Below are 14,313 nucleotides of genomic sequence, written 5' to 3'. Positions count from 1 at the left end.
TTAGCTTCCAAGAAGTCCCGTCATCTTCTTGGTGGCGGGCTTTTTTTCATTTATACACTTTGTATTTTACTTACATACCTAAATTTGAGGGACAACTATGCAACGTTATCCTATGACTCCTGAAGGCAAAGTTGCCTTGGAAAAAGAATTACATCAACTAAAAACCGTTGATCGTCCACGTATTACAGCTGCAATTGCTGAAGCACGTGAACATGGAGATCTGAAGGAAAACGCAGAGTACCATGCCGCACGTGAACAACAAGGCTTCTGTGAAGGCCGTATTCAGGACATCGAAGGTAAACTGGGTGCTTGTCAGGTTATTGATGTTAAAGCGCTTGAGCAAAACGGTCGCGTTGTGTTTGGCGTGACAGTGACCATTGAAAATCTGGACACTGAAGAACAAAAAACCTACAAAATCGTGGGTGATGACGAAGCCGACTTTAAGATCAACAAGATCTCTGTGAACTCTCCGATCGCACGTGGCCTTTTGGGTAAAAATGAAGGCGATGAAGTGAAAATCGTAACTCCGCAAGGCGAAGTGGAATACGAAATTTCAAAAGTTGAATATATCTAATTTTTAAAAAGATATTTTAGGCTGTAAGACCCCTCTATTGAGGGGTTTTTTAGTTTTTCAATCCCTCCCTTTTTCAAGGGGAGGTTGGGAGGGATTACTACTAGATACGGCTCCCATCAATAATAATGAATTTCGATTTTTTAAAAGATTCCCATCTAAGTATTAGAATCCCCCTAAATCCCCCTTTTTCAAAGGGGGACTTTGCTATAATCCTTCCACTCTCCCAATCCTAACCATCCTATGTCTGAGAAACTGATCAATTCCCCTGTAAAGCACTGGTGCGAGTTCGAATTCATCTCGAAAACGGTGAAGAATCCGAACATTCATATCAAGGGCAATTACAGCTATTACTCAGCTTACTGGGACCAAGGATTTGAACGCTGTGTAGTGCGTTATCTACATGACAAGTCAGCTACACCAGAGAAGCCGATCGATCAGCTCTATATCGGTAATTTCGTCTGTTTTGGCGCAGAATGCGTGATTATGATGGGTGGCAACCAATTGCACCGCACGGATTGGATTTCAGCATTTCCGTTCGATACACGTAGCTTTGTGCCTGCTGGCGATACGATCATTGGAGATGGCTGCTGGATTGGCTCACGTGCCATGATTATGCAAGGTGTAAAGCTAGGTGAAGGTGCTGTAGTAGCAACAGGGGCTGTCGTCACTAAAGACGTGCCCCCTTATGCCATAGTTGGCGGCGTACCTGCAAAAGTTATTAAATACCGCTTCCCTAAAGAAGATATAGAAAAACTGCTTTCGCTTAAGCTCTATGACTTAGATGAAAAGCAATTTTTAAAAATGCGTGAACAGTTACAGACGGATGATGTTGATTTATTAGAAGCATTTTTAATAAATCAAATTCCTCCAAATATGTAATTTTTCCATCCGCCATAAAAATCCGTATTATTTGTTGGTCTAAGATTTCTGACTGATACAGCAGTAAATCTTTTCTGTGAGTTAACTAACTGCTCATAATATTCAACCAATTGAATAAAAATTAAGATTCCTAGTTCATCGTGAAAGAAATTTGCCTTCCTCATTAATACTGTAGTATGGGTATCAACCCTATAATTTTCCCCATGGTATTTTTCAAAATCATCTTTATTCGATTGAATATAATTATCCATTTGATCTAATAAAGTTCCAAGCAATTCCAAAGAAGTATTACTTTTTAAAAGAAATGTAGGATTTAACAAAAACATTATTAATAACTGATTTTTATTACTATCAAAATCAGTTAAATAAAGTAATGAAAATTGACTCGCCAATTTCACAATTGCTCTTTTTGATAATTTGTTTTTTCTTGCATAGAAATCTACATGTTCTATGCAACCATCAAGTTTTTGATTACTTAAATCTATTCCTAAATTTTCAAAGGTACTATGAATATTTACTTTAAAATTATCCATCAAGTCAGGAGCTAATGAATTTAATCCCACTGTAAAATCAATAAACTTATCTAAATACTCTTCACCAATTTTTTTATCATATCCATAGTTATGACATACAACATTTGAAAACTGTGTTTTATCCATAACTAAAACAAAAACAATTTTTTTAATATCAAAAAAATGTTTGATCCTTTCAATAAGTCGAATTGAAAAATCAGGACGGCAACGATCAAGTTCATCAATAATAAAAATTAAAGGCTTATCTAATTTTTCTACGGTTTCAGCTAAATGCCTTTTAAACTCTATTAAAGTTTTCTTTTCAGCTTCATGATTAGCCATCTTTTCCTGAATACTTTCCTTTATTCGGTCACTTGCTTCATCCGATAATTTTTCAATTTCATCTTTTGCACTTTCATAACCTTGTTGTAAAGCAGTACTGATTAGTCCTGCTCCAACGAGATGCAAGCCAAGTGTCAAAGCAACTTTAGGCAAAGAAGGCAATAATGCCGTTCCAACTAAGGCAGATAAACGAATTAATTTATTAATTTTTCGGCTAGTACTCTTATCTTTTTTTAAAACATTCGCAATTTCAGACGTGATAACTAAAAATGGATCATCTAAGTAATCATTTGCAAAGGCATCTAAATAAATCACATTATGATCTTTCGTTTCTAAATGCTTTGTCCAATGGCGTACAAACCATGTTTTTCCTTCACCCCAACGTGCATCCAGAGCTAAGACAGCACCACATTGCAAACGATCTACATAACGCTCTAATTGTAATCCTAGACGCTTTCTATCCCAAAGATCCCCTTCCCATGCTCTTTCTATATTTTCAAAATTGTCTTTTGCCCAATTCAGCTGATCTGCAGTCATTCTTATTTAATTCAGTTGTTTACATTTCACTCATCATATCATTTTAATTTTTACGGGCATAAAAAAACCCACTCAATCGGAGTGGGTTTTTTCAGAATATGGTGGCTATGACGAGACTTGAACTTGTGACCCCCGCATTATGAGTGCGGTGCTCTAACCAACTGAGCTACATAGCCTTAAACTGTGCGCGCATTATGAGTTTTTCTAAAAAAAACGTCAACCCCATATTGCGCTGATTGATCAAAATTTGGTGAAGTGAGCCGATAAGCCGGGTTCTGTCGAGAACGATCATTCCTCTAGGCGTACAATCACTTATACGCTCAAGCGACCTACCCGGATCCAGCATGGGCCATGCCTAAAGGATCCCTATTTGGTCTTGCTTCCGGTGGGGTTTACCATGCCATGAACTGTTACCAGTCATGCGGTGCGCTCTTACCGCACCCTTTCACCCTTACCTCCGATTCCGATTGCTCAGAACCATAATGAAGGCGGTCTACTCTCTGCTGCACTTTCCGTCGGCTCACGCCGCCCAGGCGTTACCTGGCACCTTGCCCTATGAAGCCCGGACTTTCCTCCCCTGCTTCAATCACGGAGATCTCCACAGCAGCGATCGTCTAGCTCACTTCGAGCCGCATAGTATCAAATATACGAACTATTTGCTTGCTGTTTTTTGAGCAGTCAGTTTTTCATACTTGGCTTGCAGCTGTTCCTGCGTCTCGGCATGATCCGGATCAAGCGGGATACAGTCCACAGGACAGAACAACTGGCACTGCGGTTTGTCGTGATGTCCAACGCATTCTGTACATAGATTCGGGTTAATTTCATAGATGACCTCACCCATGAAAATCGCCTCATTCGGGCATACAGGTTCACAGACATCACAGTTGATGCATTCATCGGTGATATATAAAGACACTCTACCAACCTTGTTGAAGTTTACGCTCGAAGGCTGCAACCACGTTTGGTGGAACAAACTTGGTCACATCCCCTCGTAAGCGGGCAATTTCACGCACTAGAGTGGATGAAATAAAGGAATACTGTTCTGAAGGCGTTAAAAACACCGCTTCAAATTGTGAATCCAACTGGCGGTTCATATTGGCCAACTGAAATTCATACTCAAAATCTGACACTGCACGCAGGCCACGCAAGACTGCTGTCGCTTTCTGCTCACGGAAGAAATTCACCAGCAGACCGTCAAATCCTACAAATTCAACATTGTTCAAATGGCTCAATGACGCTTGGGCCAGCTCAACTCGTTCTTCCAGACTAAATACCGGGTTCTTATGATGACCGATCGCAATTGCAACCACAACTTCATCAAACATCTTTGCTGCACGACTCACTAGGTCAATATGACCATTGGTGATCGGATCAAAGGTCCCCGGATAAATTACACGAGTTTTAGTCATCCATTTGTACTCTGTTTATTGTGTAAGTTTCTATTTTAACAAAATCTTGATTTTTTGGCGAAGAAACTCCATCAATTTAAAAACTTCAACTCAATTAAAGTTGCGGTACAATAGCAGCAAGTTTGGAAGTATCAGATTATGGCGAAAGCAAGTATTGTAGTTAAAAAAAATAACGGCGGAACGATTGCGCTAAACAAACGTGCCCGTCACGATTATTTTATTGAAGAAAAATTTGAAGCTGGACTTTCATTACAAGGCTGGGAAGTAAAATCCTTGCGTGCGGGTCGTATGACCATTGTAGAAAGCTATATCACCTTTAAAAATGGCGAGGCTTTCCTGTTTGGTGCCCAGATTCAGCCACTCTTGAGTGCTTCTACCCATGTAGTGCCTGAAGCGACGCGTACCCGTAAACTGTTGCTGAATCGCCGAGAAATTGAAAAACTTCTGGGAGCAATTAACCAGAAGGGTTATTCATGCGTGCCACTAGCGTGTTACTGGAAAGGTCCAAATGCCAAGCTGGAAATTGCCTTAGTGAAAGGTAAACAGTTACACGACAAGCGTGCGACTGAAAAAGACCGCGACTGGCAACGCGATAAAGCGCGTATTTTCCATCGATAATGGTTACATAATGCCTATAAAAAAACCTCCATTTGATGGAGGTTTTTTTATTTCAAAATCTTTTATTAATGCAAACGGTGTAATGTCTGGGCAACATGCTCACCGAATAATATTGCGGTTTGCAAATCACCTTCCGGTGGTGTGACCTCAACCGGGGCATTATCAGATTGAGTCATCAAACCTAGGAAGCTCGACATACGGTTTAGATCCGTTACGCTACGCCCTGTTGGCATCAACGGCAAACCTGCCCATAACATACCATGCTGCATGGCAAACAGGTTGATCTGTTGCAGTACCGCCAGCTTGTCACCACTGAGACCACCGCCATTGGTAAAGGCCGCTGCCAGCTTGCCCTGCCATGCACGCGCCAGCCAGCGTTTAGAAGATTGTTCAATAAACAGCTTCATCGCAGCACTGATACTGCCCATATAGGTCGGGCAGCCAAAAATGATAGCATCTGCGGCATCCAGCACATCCCAGTCCACTTGCTCTACATTCATCAAAGCAACCTGAACGCCTGCCTGCTGTGCACCCTGTTCAATATAATGAGCAACTTTGGCAGTGTGTCCATAAGGACTGTGATAAACAATCGCGAGCGTTTTTGAAGATAGGGACATAACAATTAAAAGCCAAAGGTTTCAGTGAAGTTTAACATTTTCAAGCCATAAACACGAATGTTGCCATACGTCCGGTCTTGGCTTCACGGCGATAGGAGAAGTACTCATCTGCCTGACGATACGAACACTGATCCCCGCCCAACACAGTTTGAATACCATGCTGATTCAAGATATAACGCGCAATCGCATACAAATCCGCATAGTGCTTACCTGCCTGTTCACCAGCTTGAAAGGCACTGTCCAGTTCAGGATATTTTGAACAGAATGCTTCTTTCACTTCTGCACCAATTTCAAAACACGGTTGGCTGATCGCAGCACCTAACCATGCCCAGGTTGGCTTCGTTTGCATCGCAGTAAGGGTATTTTCCACAATACCACCTGCCAGCCCACGCCAGCCTGCATGCAGATTGGCAACTTCTGTACATTCAGCATTACCCAGTACCACTGGTAAACAGTCCGCGGTCATCATCATCAAGGCATGTGCTTTACGCTGTGTGACCAGACCATCGCCAATCAATGCCTCAAATGGCATCTCTTCGTTAATGGTATGGCAAATGGTGCTATGCGTTTGCGTCATCCAGGTGATTTTATCCACGCCATAAGGGTGGAAATCCTTCAGCAACTGGATGCGATGTTTTTGTACACGTGATGGATCATCATTGACATGCAATGCCAGGTTAAAGCCTGCCAGTTCTGGCTGCTCCGATGGTTGTACCTGTTCATGATGAACACGGGTCTGACCCACATAAACGCCTTGAGGCAAACCTTGTACAAATTGCATGTCTCTTCCCTTTTACTGACAAATGCTGGAAATGAAGAAATTAATAAGCCTTGTTTTCGCTGCGCAGCACTTCAACTAAATTCGCGAAGTCTTCTGGCCACGGCGCATTGAAAGTCATTTCTTCTTTAGTACGTGGATGTTTCAGACCTAAAGTCGCTGCATGCAGGGCCTGACGTTTAAAGCCACGTAAAGTATCTTCAAGTAACTGTGAAGCACCAGCTGGCATACGGACACGCGGCATATACACCTGATCACCGACCAGACCATAGCCAATATAGCTAAAGTGCACACGGATCTGATGGGTACGACCTGTTTCCAGACGTGCCTGAACGCGAGTAAAGTGCTGGAAGCGTTCTTTCACGTTGTAATGCGTTACGGCATCTTTACCGCCTGGAAGAACCGTCATTTTCACGCGATCTACTGGATGGCGTTTGATCGGCTCATCAATGGTACCGCCAGCAATGATGTTGCCATATACAATCAGGTCATAAACACGATATACCGATTTTTTCTCAAGCTGACGGCTTAAAGAGAATTGTGCTTCAAGGTTTTTTGCAACAACCAGTAAACCCGATGTATCTTTATCGATACGATGCACCAGACCGGCACGTGCCAATTCTGCTGATTTTGGATAGTGATGCAATAAGGCATTCACCAAAGTACCTGAGCTATTGCCCGCACCCGGATGCACCACCATCCCCAGTGGTTTGTTCACCACCATGATGTCATCATCTTCATAGACGATATCCAGCGGAATATCTTCAGGAAGGCTACGGGTCTGCGCCTCAAGCTCAACATTTAAGGTAAGCGTTTCAAAACCATCACATTTATATTTAGGTTTTACAGGTTGACCATTGACCAATAAGTTCCCGTCTTTGATCCACTGTTTCAGCTTCTCGCGGGAAAAATCGCTCCATACGATCGCTGCAACCTGATCGATACGCTGGCCCAGATAGGTTTCATCCACTTGAAATTGCAACGATAAACGTGTTGCAGTTGTGTCTGAAGTATGGTTATCTGCATCCTCAGAATCTTCAAGTAAATTAAAATCAGTTTCAGGGAAATTAGAATTGGAAGATTGTGCTTGACTCATTTGCTCATTCAGACAAAAGTGGTTTAATAGTGCAATTGTAGCTCATTGCCCGTATTAACAGAGGAATTTTTATGTCGCTACCACATTATAAAATGACAATGCTTGCAATTACGTTAGGCGTTGCATCGGCAATGGTAGGCTGTAGCAGTAATCCAACAAAAAAAGACGTCGTGGATAAAGGCCCTGAAGCCAGCGAACAGGTTTATATTCAAAAAGCACAAAAAGCACTTGATCGTAAGCAATATACTGATGCTGCACGTCAGCTTGAAGGTCTAGAAACCTATTTCCCTACCAGCCAATATGCAGCACAGGCGCAACTGGAACTGATCTATGTCAAATTCCAGCAAAAGGATTATGAAGGTGCAGTGGCATTGGCTGACCGCTTCATCCGTCTAAACCCACAACATCCTAATGTGGACTATGCCTACTATGTACGTGGTGTAGCCAATATGGAGCAGAACTATAATGGTCTGCTGCGCTATACCAAGCTGAAACAAGCGCACCGTGACGTCAGCTATCTGAAAGTAGCTTATCAAAACTTTGTCGATTTCATTCGTCGTTATCCTTCAAGCGAATATGCAGTTGATGCTGCACAGCGTATGAAGTTTATTGGTGAAGAACTGGCTGAGCATGAAATGAATGCAGCGCGTTTTAATATCAAGCGTAAGGCTTATCTTGCTGCGGTTGAACGTGCGCAATGGGTGATTGAACACTACCCACAAGTGCCACAAACACCAGAAGCTTTAGCAACGATCGCCTATGGCTATGACAAGCTAGGTGATAAAGCCACTTCACAACAATATATCGAAGTGCTGAAACTGAACTATCCAAGTCTGGTCAATTCAGACGGTACAGTGAATTTAAGTTCAGCGCGTAGCGAAGGCAGTTTCTTCAACCGTGCAACCTTGGGGATCTTCGGTAAGGAAGCGCGTACTTATGCTGGTTCTGACAATATTCCAGAGCCTAAACAGGAACGTAGTCTGACCAACCGTATGTCATTTGGTTTGCTAGATCGTCCGAAAAACACTGAAACTGAGCAACCTGAAGCAACTGAGGAATAACACTCCGCGTTTCAGGTGCATTTTTATAAAGGGCAAGGTATCATACTTGCCCTTTTGTATTTTCGGCTGTGCTAAAACCAACAGCACCCTGAACAGTTCTTGAACAAATTACACAAAAGGTTTATACAATTTAATTGATAGGCCGAGTTTTTGACTCACCTAATTTTTTCAATGATTTAGCGCTTATATCAAGCAGCACGAGAAGCTTAGCACGCCATGGCCATTCCTCAACATACGATTGATCAGATTCTCGATCGCACCGACATTGTCGATGTGATTGGTCAATTCGTGAAATTAAAAAAAACTGGCCGTACTTATTCGGGCTGTTGCCCTTTCCATCAGGAAAAATCTCCTTCTTTTCACGTTTATCGTGACAAGCAGTATTTTCACTGCTTTGGCTGTCAGGCCAATGGTAATGCCATCCGCTTTTTGATGGATATTGGCAACCGCAATTTCATCGAAGTGATGAAAGACCTGTCCAGTCAGACTGGGATTGAGTTACCTAAAGATAATCAGGAATCCAGCAAGCTTAAATACAAGCGTGAAGCTGCAAAGCCTAAACCAGCAGCAAAACCGCCTGCACCAAAGCCTGCAACCAATACATCTAATAATCAGAATCAGGCACCTGCAGCTGCCAGTGATACTGCAGCTGTTTCTAGCTTCGATCCTTTTGCAGAGTTTCAGAATCCTGAACAGGAATACTACGGCGATCCATTTGCTTCTTTTGAGCAGATGCCGATGCAGGATGCACCGCAGGAAGGTAACCTGTTTGACCTGCTGGAAAATATTGCACAGTTTTATGAACGTCAGTTACCAAACAGTGCCAGCGCACAGCAGTATTTCCGTCAGCGTGGCCTAAGTGCTGAAACAATTGCTTACTGGCGTTTAGGCTATGCACCGGAAGACTGGCAGCATCTGGAAAAAGCCTTCCCACAAGATATTGAAGGTTTAAAACTTCTTGGGTTAATTCGTACCAGTGACAATGGTCGTGATTTCGACTTGTTACGCGATCGGGTCATTTTCCCGATTCGTGATCCGAAAGGTCGTGTCGTTGGTTTTGGTGGTCGAGCGCTGAATGATGAGATCAAGCCAAAATACATCAACTCGCCGGATTCAGAAGTTTTCCATAAGAACCAGCTGCTGTATGGCCTATATGAAGGTCGTAAGCAGAAAGCTCAAGACTGGCTGATGGTCGAAGGCTACATGGATGTGATTGCCTTACAGCAATATGGCATTCATGGTGCAGTGGCAACGCTCGGTACCGCCAGTAATACAGAACATCTGAATATTCTGTTTAAGCAGAATCACCGCATTACCATTGCTTTTGATGGTGATGCTGCAGGTCAGAAGGCAGCACGTCGTACCCTTGAGATCGCTCTTCCGTTACTCAATGATGGTCGCGAACTCAAATTCTTTGTACTGCCAAACGATCATGATCCGGACTCGCTGATCCGTCGTGAAGGCATTGAAAACTTCCGCCGCTTGCTTGATCAGGCACCGCTGCTCTCTGACTTTGTCTTTGCCCATCTTGCCCAAAACCATGATGTGACCACACCGGAGGGTAAGAGTCAGGTCATGGCGGAACTGCGTCAACTGACTGAGCTATTACCAAAACAAGGCTCTTACCGCTATCTGCTGCAACAGTTCTTCAGGGAAAAACTGGGCTTTAACCGTAAATGGCAACCTAAGGTCAATAATGACGCTAGCTTAAGCTTCAGCACCAAAATTGATGCTGAAGAATATGTAATTGCGATTCTGCTCAATCATCCCTATCTATATATTCATTTTGAGCCATTACGTGCCTTGGTTTCACCGGATCAGTTACTTTACAAAATTTTGAATATTCTGAATGTGATTTTTGATGATCTGCCAGATGATCCAGAGTTATCGACTTACTATGTACTCGGTGCTTGTGCCGCACATCATCATGAGCTGCAGCATATCCTGCAACATGCCAATGTCAGTGACTACACCTCATCCCCTGAGCAGGCAGATAAGCTGGCAGCCGATTTTTCAACCAAGCTGCAGTATCAATGCTTAAAGCATAAGATTAAGTCGAAGAAATTTAGCAGCATTGAAGAAATGAAGAATCTGAAACTGCAGATTTTTGAGATTGACCGCAAGCGTACCATGACACTGCTGGAAGACTGATTTTTTCTTATTGCTCAAATACAAAAATGGAGATCACGACAATCTCCATTTTTTATTGATTTGAACATACTTAGTGCTTTGGTTTACGGCGTTTTTCCATGACATCATGCAAGGTGGTCTGCACCATCTCAAAACAGCTTGGATCTTCGGCTTTAGCTGCTTCACGAAGCACGATCGAGGTGGGATGTAACAGCTTTTGGGTGAGACGATGTGATAAATCTGCCAATACTTCTGCAGCCAAATCCCCTTTGGCAATGCGTTGCATGGCATGGGCCAACTCCTCTTCTCGCAACTGCTCACCATAGTCACGATAGGCATGAATGGTGTCGCCTGCCAGATTAACCTTTTGCTGGGTAATCAGTTCAGTGGCCAGCTGATTGACCATCACTTCAGCTTCAACTGCTGCCTGACGACGCTGTGCCAGGTTTTCTTCAATTACGCTTTGCAGGTCATCCACACCATAGAGATAAACGCCATCCAGCTTTTCAACCTTGGCATCAATATCACGTGGTACAGCCAGATCGACCAATAGCATTTGTTGATAACGACGTTTCTTTAAGGCGGCTTTGACATCAGCAAAGTGAATCACCTGATGCAGGCTACCAGTACAGCTGGAAATCACATCTGCACGATGCAGATTTGCTGCCAGCTGATCAAATTCAATAATTTCGACATCAACACGATGGGCAATTTCCTGTGCCAGATTTTCAGCACGTGCACGGGTACGATTGCAAATAATGACCTTGCCGACACCCATCTCTGCCAGATGCTTCGCCACCAGACTATTCATCTCACCTGCCGCCACAATCATGACCGTTAGCTTTTCCGGTTTAGAGAAGACCTGAATAGCCAATTGAGCTACAGCATAGCCCATGGATACAGCATGACTACCGACTGCAGTTTCCGAACGGACACGCTTGGCTGCATAGAAAGCATATTCAAAAATACGGTTCAGGTTTTGCGAAACGGTATGAGCCTCTTTGGCTAAAGATAAAGCTGTTTTTACCTGACCTAGAATTTGTGGTTCACCCAGCATTAGCGAATCCAGACCACTGGCGACACGCATCAGATGAGTGACTGCCTGAGCATTCTCATAGCGATAAACATGGTTTTGTAGTTGCTTGACATCGACCCCATTTTTTTGGGCGAGCCAGTTCAGCACCATGTCGACATTGTCCGACATCGCGTAGATCTCAGTTCGGTTACATGTAGACACCACCACCATGTCATTTAGCTCAGGGTGCTGGCTTTGTTCAGCAAGCAAGGCACTTAATTTTTCAGGATTAAAAGCGACTTGTTCACGAAGTTCTACAGAGGCAGTTTGATGGTTGACACCCAATGCAAAGAAAGACATATCAGGTCATCATTTCGCTAAATTTATGCTATTGTGCAACATCGGTGTCATAAAAAGCATTACTTGGATCAAGAAAAAATTGCGATATATCAACAGCCGTGGTCACGGCCATACAATTAAGCAATATTCTACCACATTCTTACTTGTGGGTAGCATGGCTTCCACTGCCCAGCTTCAGGCAGCAGGAGCAGTTTACCATGCCAACCCAAATTATGAAGCAATAAAACAAAGTATGATCGCCGAGTTTGCTTTGGCATCCAACGACATTCCAACTGCATTACATAACTATACTGTCCTCGCCATTAAGAGTAATTCCACTACTGTCAAACAGCGTGCATTGAACGTTGCGCTGGAGCATGATGACCTGCGTGCTGCTTTAGATATTTCGACACATTGGGTGGTTCAGGAACCACAAGATGTTCCGGCGATGTTCTATCTGGCACATATCGCCTTAAAAGCCCATGAATATGAACTGGCGGCAGAAACGCTGGACAAGATTCTGCAAATTGATGACAGTGCAGATCTGGAAGAAATTCTGGCAGGAATCGCCCCGACAGATGCTGAAGACCGAAATTATCTGATCCAGGCACTCAGTTCCAGTAAAGCCAAAAATAACCCGTCTATTTTGGTACTTGTTGCAGGTCTAGAAGCTCAAAATGGTCAGTTTGAGCAGGCACTCACCACGATCAATCGCGCCCTAAAGAAACGTCCTAGATCCACAGGTTATATTCTGCTGAAAGCCAATTTATTACAGGCCTTAGGCAATGAAGAACAGACTTTAAAATGGTATGAAAAAGCCAGCAGCAAAAACCGCAACAATATCGAAGTGCGTCTGGCGGAAGTTAAATACCTGATCAAGCTGAATGAAGCCAAACTGGCCTTGCAAAAACTGGAAACTATTCTAAAAAAGTGGCCTACGCATGAAGAGGCCTTATTTATTGCAGGCCTGACCAGTATTGACCTGGAAGAATTTGAGAAAGCAGAAAAGTATCTAGTAGAGCTGCGCTATTCCGACCAGTATCAGAATGAAGCCTATTACTATTTGGCAATTAATGCCGAGCGTAAACAGCATTATGAAACGGCTAAGGCCTATTACCGCCTGGTAGATGGCAGCCTGTATACCGTTTCCAGACGTAACATGATCACGATTTTCAGCAAGCAGGATAAACTGAATGATGCTTTGCGCTTCCTGACCCAGGAACGAGTCAATTATCCGCAACATGCCAGCTTCCTGTATCTGGCTCAGGCAGATATTCTAAAGAAGATGGATAATAAAAAGGCTGCCCTGCACCTACTTGAAGAAGCCAGTAACAATCAGCCGGAAGATCCAGAGCTGGTGTATGCTCAAGTATTACTACTTGATCCGCATCAGGATCGTGTTCTATTAGATCAGTTGTTAAAACGCTTACTCGACATTGAACCGAATAATCCGGCTTATCTGAATGCTTACGCCTATACACTGGCCATGCAGAACCGTCGTCTGGAAGAAGCGCGCCGTTATGTGGAACAGGCACTGGAATATGCCCCGGAACAAGCCTCGATTCTAGATACCTTCGGCTTTATCTGTTATCAGCAAAATGACTTCGCTACCGCAGCCCTAGCCTGGGAAAAAGCCTACAACCTGAATCCGAATGCGAAAATTGGTGTACGTCTGGCTCGATCGCTGTACATGAACGGTGATACTGAAAAATTCCAACAAGTCTTTAAACAATTACAACAAAATTATCCGAATGATCCTGAATTAAAGCAGCTTCATTCGTTATTGTTATCACCACCAATGAAAACGAGTTAATTCTATTATGCCTAAGCTTAGCCAGCTGGCCTGCTGTTTCCTTGCATCAGGCACTTTGATTCTGACTGGTTGTCAGCAAATCGCTCAACCTAAACAACCTGCTACCGCGTCAATTCCAACTGCAGAAAATGAATTTCAGCTCCAAGGCAAAATTGGTGTGCGTACGCCACAACAAAGCGGCAGTGCCTTCTTTACCTGGGCACAACAACAGGAACAGTTTGATATCGAACTGACTGGCATTTTAGGTGTTGGCAAGACCCAGATTTCTGGACAACCGGGTCAAGTCTCACTGAATAGTGCTAAAACAGGTTTGATTAAAGCCGCAACACCTGAAGAATTGCTGCAGCGCGCAACCGGATGGCAAGCACCGATTACCCATTTGGTGGATTGGGTACAGGCTCGTCCAGCAACTACTAATGCCCAACTGCAAAAAGACGATACTCAACGCATCAGCCAGATTATTGAAGATGGCTGGACAGTAGATCTTAGTTATGCAGACCAAGCACGCCTGCCAAACCGCCTGATTTTAAAACAGACTCTTGGGAATGGCGGTGAAAACCGTATTACAATGGTCATTCAAAATCGTTAATGCA

Annotated in this window: 14 protein-coding genes, 1 tRNA gene and 1 other RNA gene; 7 read left to right on the top strand and 9 right to left on the bottom strand. The window is 43.4% G+C overall.

Annotated elements, in window-relative coordinates:
• Positions 1 to 97 precede the first annotated feature (97 nt).
• Together greA and BS636_RS09295 are read left to right on the top strand one after the other, a co-directional pair.
• The gene (gene greA / locus BS636_RS09300) at positions 98 to 574 is read left to right on the top strand and encodes a transcription elongation factor GreA (RefSeq protein WP_099338495.1); all 477 of its coding nucleotides are present in this window, start codon (positions 98 to 100) and stop codon (positions 572 to 574) included.
• A gap of 240 nt (positions 575 to 814) precedes the next feature.
• Complete coding sequence (locus BS636_RS09295; RefSeq protein WP_099338494.1) at positions 815 to 1,453, top strand: CatB-related O-acetyltransferase; 639 nt, start codon at positions 815 to 817, stop codon at positions 1,451 to 1,453.
• Here the strand turns inward: BS636_RS09295 and BS636_RS09290 are convergent.
• The 5 genes from BS636_RS09290 to coaD all read right to left on the bottom strand — a co-directional run bounded on the left by BS636_RS09290 (position 1,432) and on the right by coaD (position 4,253).
• Positions 1,432 to 2,844, bottom strand: coding sequence for a KAP family P-loop NTPase fold protein (locus tag BS636_RS09290; RefSeq protein ID WP_099338493.1), 1,413 nt, complete (start codon positions 2,842 to 2,844; stop codon positions 1,432 to 1,434). The two genes, BS636_RS09295 and BS636_RS09290, sit on opposite strands and share 22 nt — an antisense overlap.
• 99 nt (positions 2,845 to 2,943) lie before the next feature.
• Positions 2,944 to 3,020, bottom strand: a tRNA-Met gene (locus tag BS636_RS09285).
• A gap of 72 nt (positions 3,021 to 3,092) precedes the next feature.
• An RNA gene (rnpB, locus tag BS636_RS09280) (RNase P RNA component class A) lies at positions 3,093 to 3,470 on the bottom strand.
• 26 nt (positions 3,471 to 3,496) lie between these two features.
• Positions 3,497 to 3,760, bottom strand: coding sequence for a YfhL family 4Fe-4S dicluster ferredoxin (locus BS636_RS09275; protein ID WP_099338492.1), 264 nt, complete (start codon positions 3,758 to 3,760; stop codon positions 3,497 to 3,499).
• 1 nt (position 3,761) lies between these two features.
• Positions 3,762 to 4,253, bottom strand: coding sequence for a pantetheine-phosphate adenylyltransferase (gene coaD / locus BS636_RS09270; protein WP_099338491.1), 492 nt, complete (start codon positions 4,251 to 4,253; stop codon positions 3,762 to 3,764).
• Between the two features lie 138 nt (positions 4,254 to 4,391).
• Between coaD and smpB the strand changes: the two genes are divergently transcribed.
• Positions 4,392 to 4,871 carry an SsrA-binding protein SmpB gene (gene smpB / locus BS636_RS09265; RefSeq protein WP_004891982.1) on the top strand — a complete coding sequence of 160 codons (480 nt, stop codon included), beginning with the start codon at positions 4,392 to 4,394 and terminating at the stop codon, positions 4,869 to 4,871.
• A 65-nt stretch (positions 4,872 to 4,936) separates the two neighbouring features.
• Here smpB and BS636_RS09260 read toward each other — a convergent pair whose 3' ends face one another.
• The 3 genes from BS636_RS09260 to rluD are packed head-to-tail and all read right to left on the bottom strand — an operon-like array spanning position 4,937 to position 7,362.
• Complete coding sequence (locus tag BS636_RS09260) at positions 4,937 to 5,488, bottom strand: flavodoxin family protein (protein ID WP_099338490.1); 552 nt, start codon at positions 5,486 to 5,488, stop codon at positions 4,937 to 4,939.
• A 40-nt stretch (positions 5,489 to 5,528) separates the two neighbouring features.
• Positions 5,529 to 6,269 (bottom strand): peptidoglycan editing factor PgeF, encoded by a 741-nt coding sequence (pgeF, locus tag BS636_RS09255; protein ID WP_099338489.1) that lies wholly within the window; start codon positions 6,267 to 6,269, stop codon positions 5,529 to 5,531.
• A 40-nt stretch (positions 6,270 to 6,309) separates the two neighbouring features.
• On the bottom strand, positions 6,310 to 7,362 hold the full coding sequence (gene rluD / locus BS636_RS09250) for a 23S rRNA pseudouridine(1911/1915/1917) synthase RluD (protein ID WP_099338488.1): 1,053 nt from the start codon (positions 7,360 to 7,362) through the stop codon (positions 6,310 to 6,312).
• Positions 7,363 to 7,433: 71 nt separating this feature from the next.
• Between rluD and BS636_RS09245 the strand changes: the two genes are divergently transcribed.
• Together BS636_RS09245 and BS636_RS09240 are read left to right on the top strand one after the other, a co-directional pair.
• The gene (locus tag BS636_RS09245) at positions 7,434 to 8,423 is read left to right on the top strand and encodes an outer membrane protein assembly factor BamD (RefSeq protein ID WP_099338487.1); all 990 of its coding nucleotides are present in this window, start codon (positions 7,434 to 7,436) and stop codon (positions 8,421 to 8,423) included.
• Between the two features lie 216 nt (positions 8,424 to 8,639).
• A complete protein-coding gene (locus BS636_RS09240) occupies positions 8,640 to 10,574 on the top strand; it encodes a DNA primase (protein WP_099338486.1) in 1,935 nt (644 codons plus the stop codon).
• A gap of 70 nt (positions 10,575 to 10,644) precedes the next feature.
• Here BS636_RS09240 and hemA read toward each other — a convergent pair whose 3' ends face one another.
• Positions 10,645 to 11,928, bottom strand: coding sequence for a glutamyl-tRNA reductase (gene hemA / locus BS636_RS09235; protein ID WP_099338485.1), 1,284 nt, complete (start codon positions 11,926 to 11,928; stop codon positions 10,645 to 10,647).
• A gap of 79 nt (positions 11,929 to 12,007) precedes the next feature.
• Here hemA and BS636_RS09230 point away from each other — a divergent pair, with 79 nt between their 5' ends.
• Positions 12,008 to 13,720 carry a tetratricopeptide repeat protein gene (locus BS636_RS09230; protein WP_099339639.1) on the top strand — a complete coding sequence of 571 codons (1,713 nt, stop codon included), beginning with the start codon at positions 12,008 to 12,010 and terminating at the stop codon, positions 13,718 to 13,720.
• 7 nt (positions 13,721 to 13,727) lie between these two features.
• Positions 13,728 to 14,309, top strand: coding sequence for a lipoprotein insertase outer membrane protein LolB (gene lolB, locus BS636_RS09225; RefSeq protein WP_099338484.1), 582 nt, complete (start codon positions 13,728 to 13,730; stop codon positions 14,307 to 14,309).
• The last annotated feature ends 4 nt before the right edge of the window (positions 14,310 to 14,313 follow it).

Origin of the sequence: Acinetobacter sp. LoGeW2-3 (assembly GCF_002688565.1) — a bacterium.
Classification (GTDB): Bacteria; Pseudomonadota; Gammaproteobacteria; order Pseudomonadales; family Moraxellaceae; genus Acinetobacter.
Note: the sequence above shows the minus strand (reverse complement) of the source record. Positions and strands in the feature narration are given on the sequence as shown.

Bases quoted from the DNA above. Each gene is read 5' to 3' on its own strand.
- rluD (WP_099338488.1), bottom strand. From the start codon at position 7,362: ATGAGTCAAGCACAATCTTCCAATTCTAATTTCCCTGAAACTGATTTT.
- hemA (WP_099338485.1), bottom strand. From the start codon at position 11,928: ATGTCTTTCTTTGCATTGGGTGTCAACCATCAAACTGCCTCTGTAGAA.
- BS636_RS09245 (WP_099338487.1), top strand. From the start codon at position 7,434: ATGTCGCTACCACATTATAAAATGACAATGCTTGCAATTACGTTAGGC.
- pgeF (WP_099338489.1), bottom strand. From the start codon at position 6,269: ATGCAATTTGTACAAGGTTTGCCTCAAGGCGTTTATGTGGGTCAGACC.
- smpB (WP_004891982.1), top strand. From the start codon at position 4,392: ATGGCGAAAGCAAGTATTGTAGTTAAAAAAAATAACGGCGGAACGATT.
- BS636_RS09240 (WP_099338486.1), top strand. From the start codon at position 8,640: ATGGCCATTCCTCAACATACGATTGATCAGATTCTCGATCGCACCGAC.
- coaD (WP_099338491.1), bottom strand. From the start codon at position 4,253: ATGACTAAAACTCGTGTAATTTATCCGGGGACCTTTGATCCGATCACC.
- BS636_RS09260 (WP_099338490.1), bottom strand. From the start codon at position 5,488: ATGTCCCTATCTTCAAAAACGCTCGCGATTGTTTATCACAGTCCTTAT.
- lolB (WP_099338484.1), top strand. From the start codon at position 13,728: ATGCCTAAGCTTAGCCAGCTGGCCTGCTGTTTCCTTGCATCAGGCACT.
- BS636_RS09290 (WP_099338493.1), bottom strand. From the start codon at position 2,844: ATGACTGCAGATCAGCTGAATTGGGCAAAAGACAATTTTGAAAATATA.
- BS636_RS09295 (WP_099338494.1), top strand. From the start codon at position 815: ATGTCTGAGAAACTGATCAATTCCCCTGTAAAGCACTGGTGCGAGTTC.
- greA (WP_099338495.1), top strand. From the start codon at position 98: ATGCAACGTTATCCTATGACTCCTGAAGGCAAAGTTGCCTTGGAAAAA.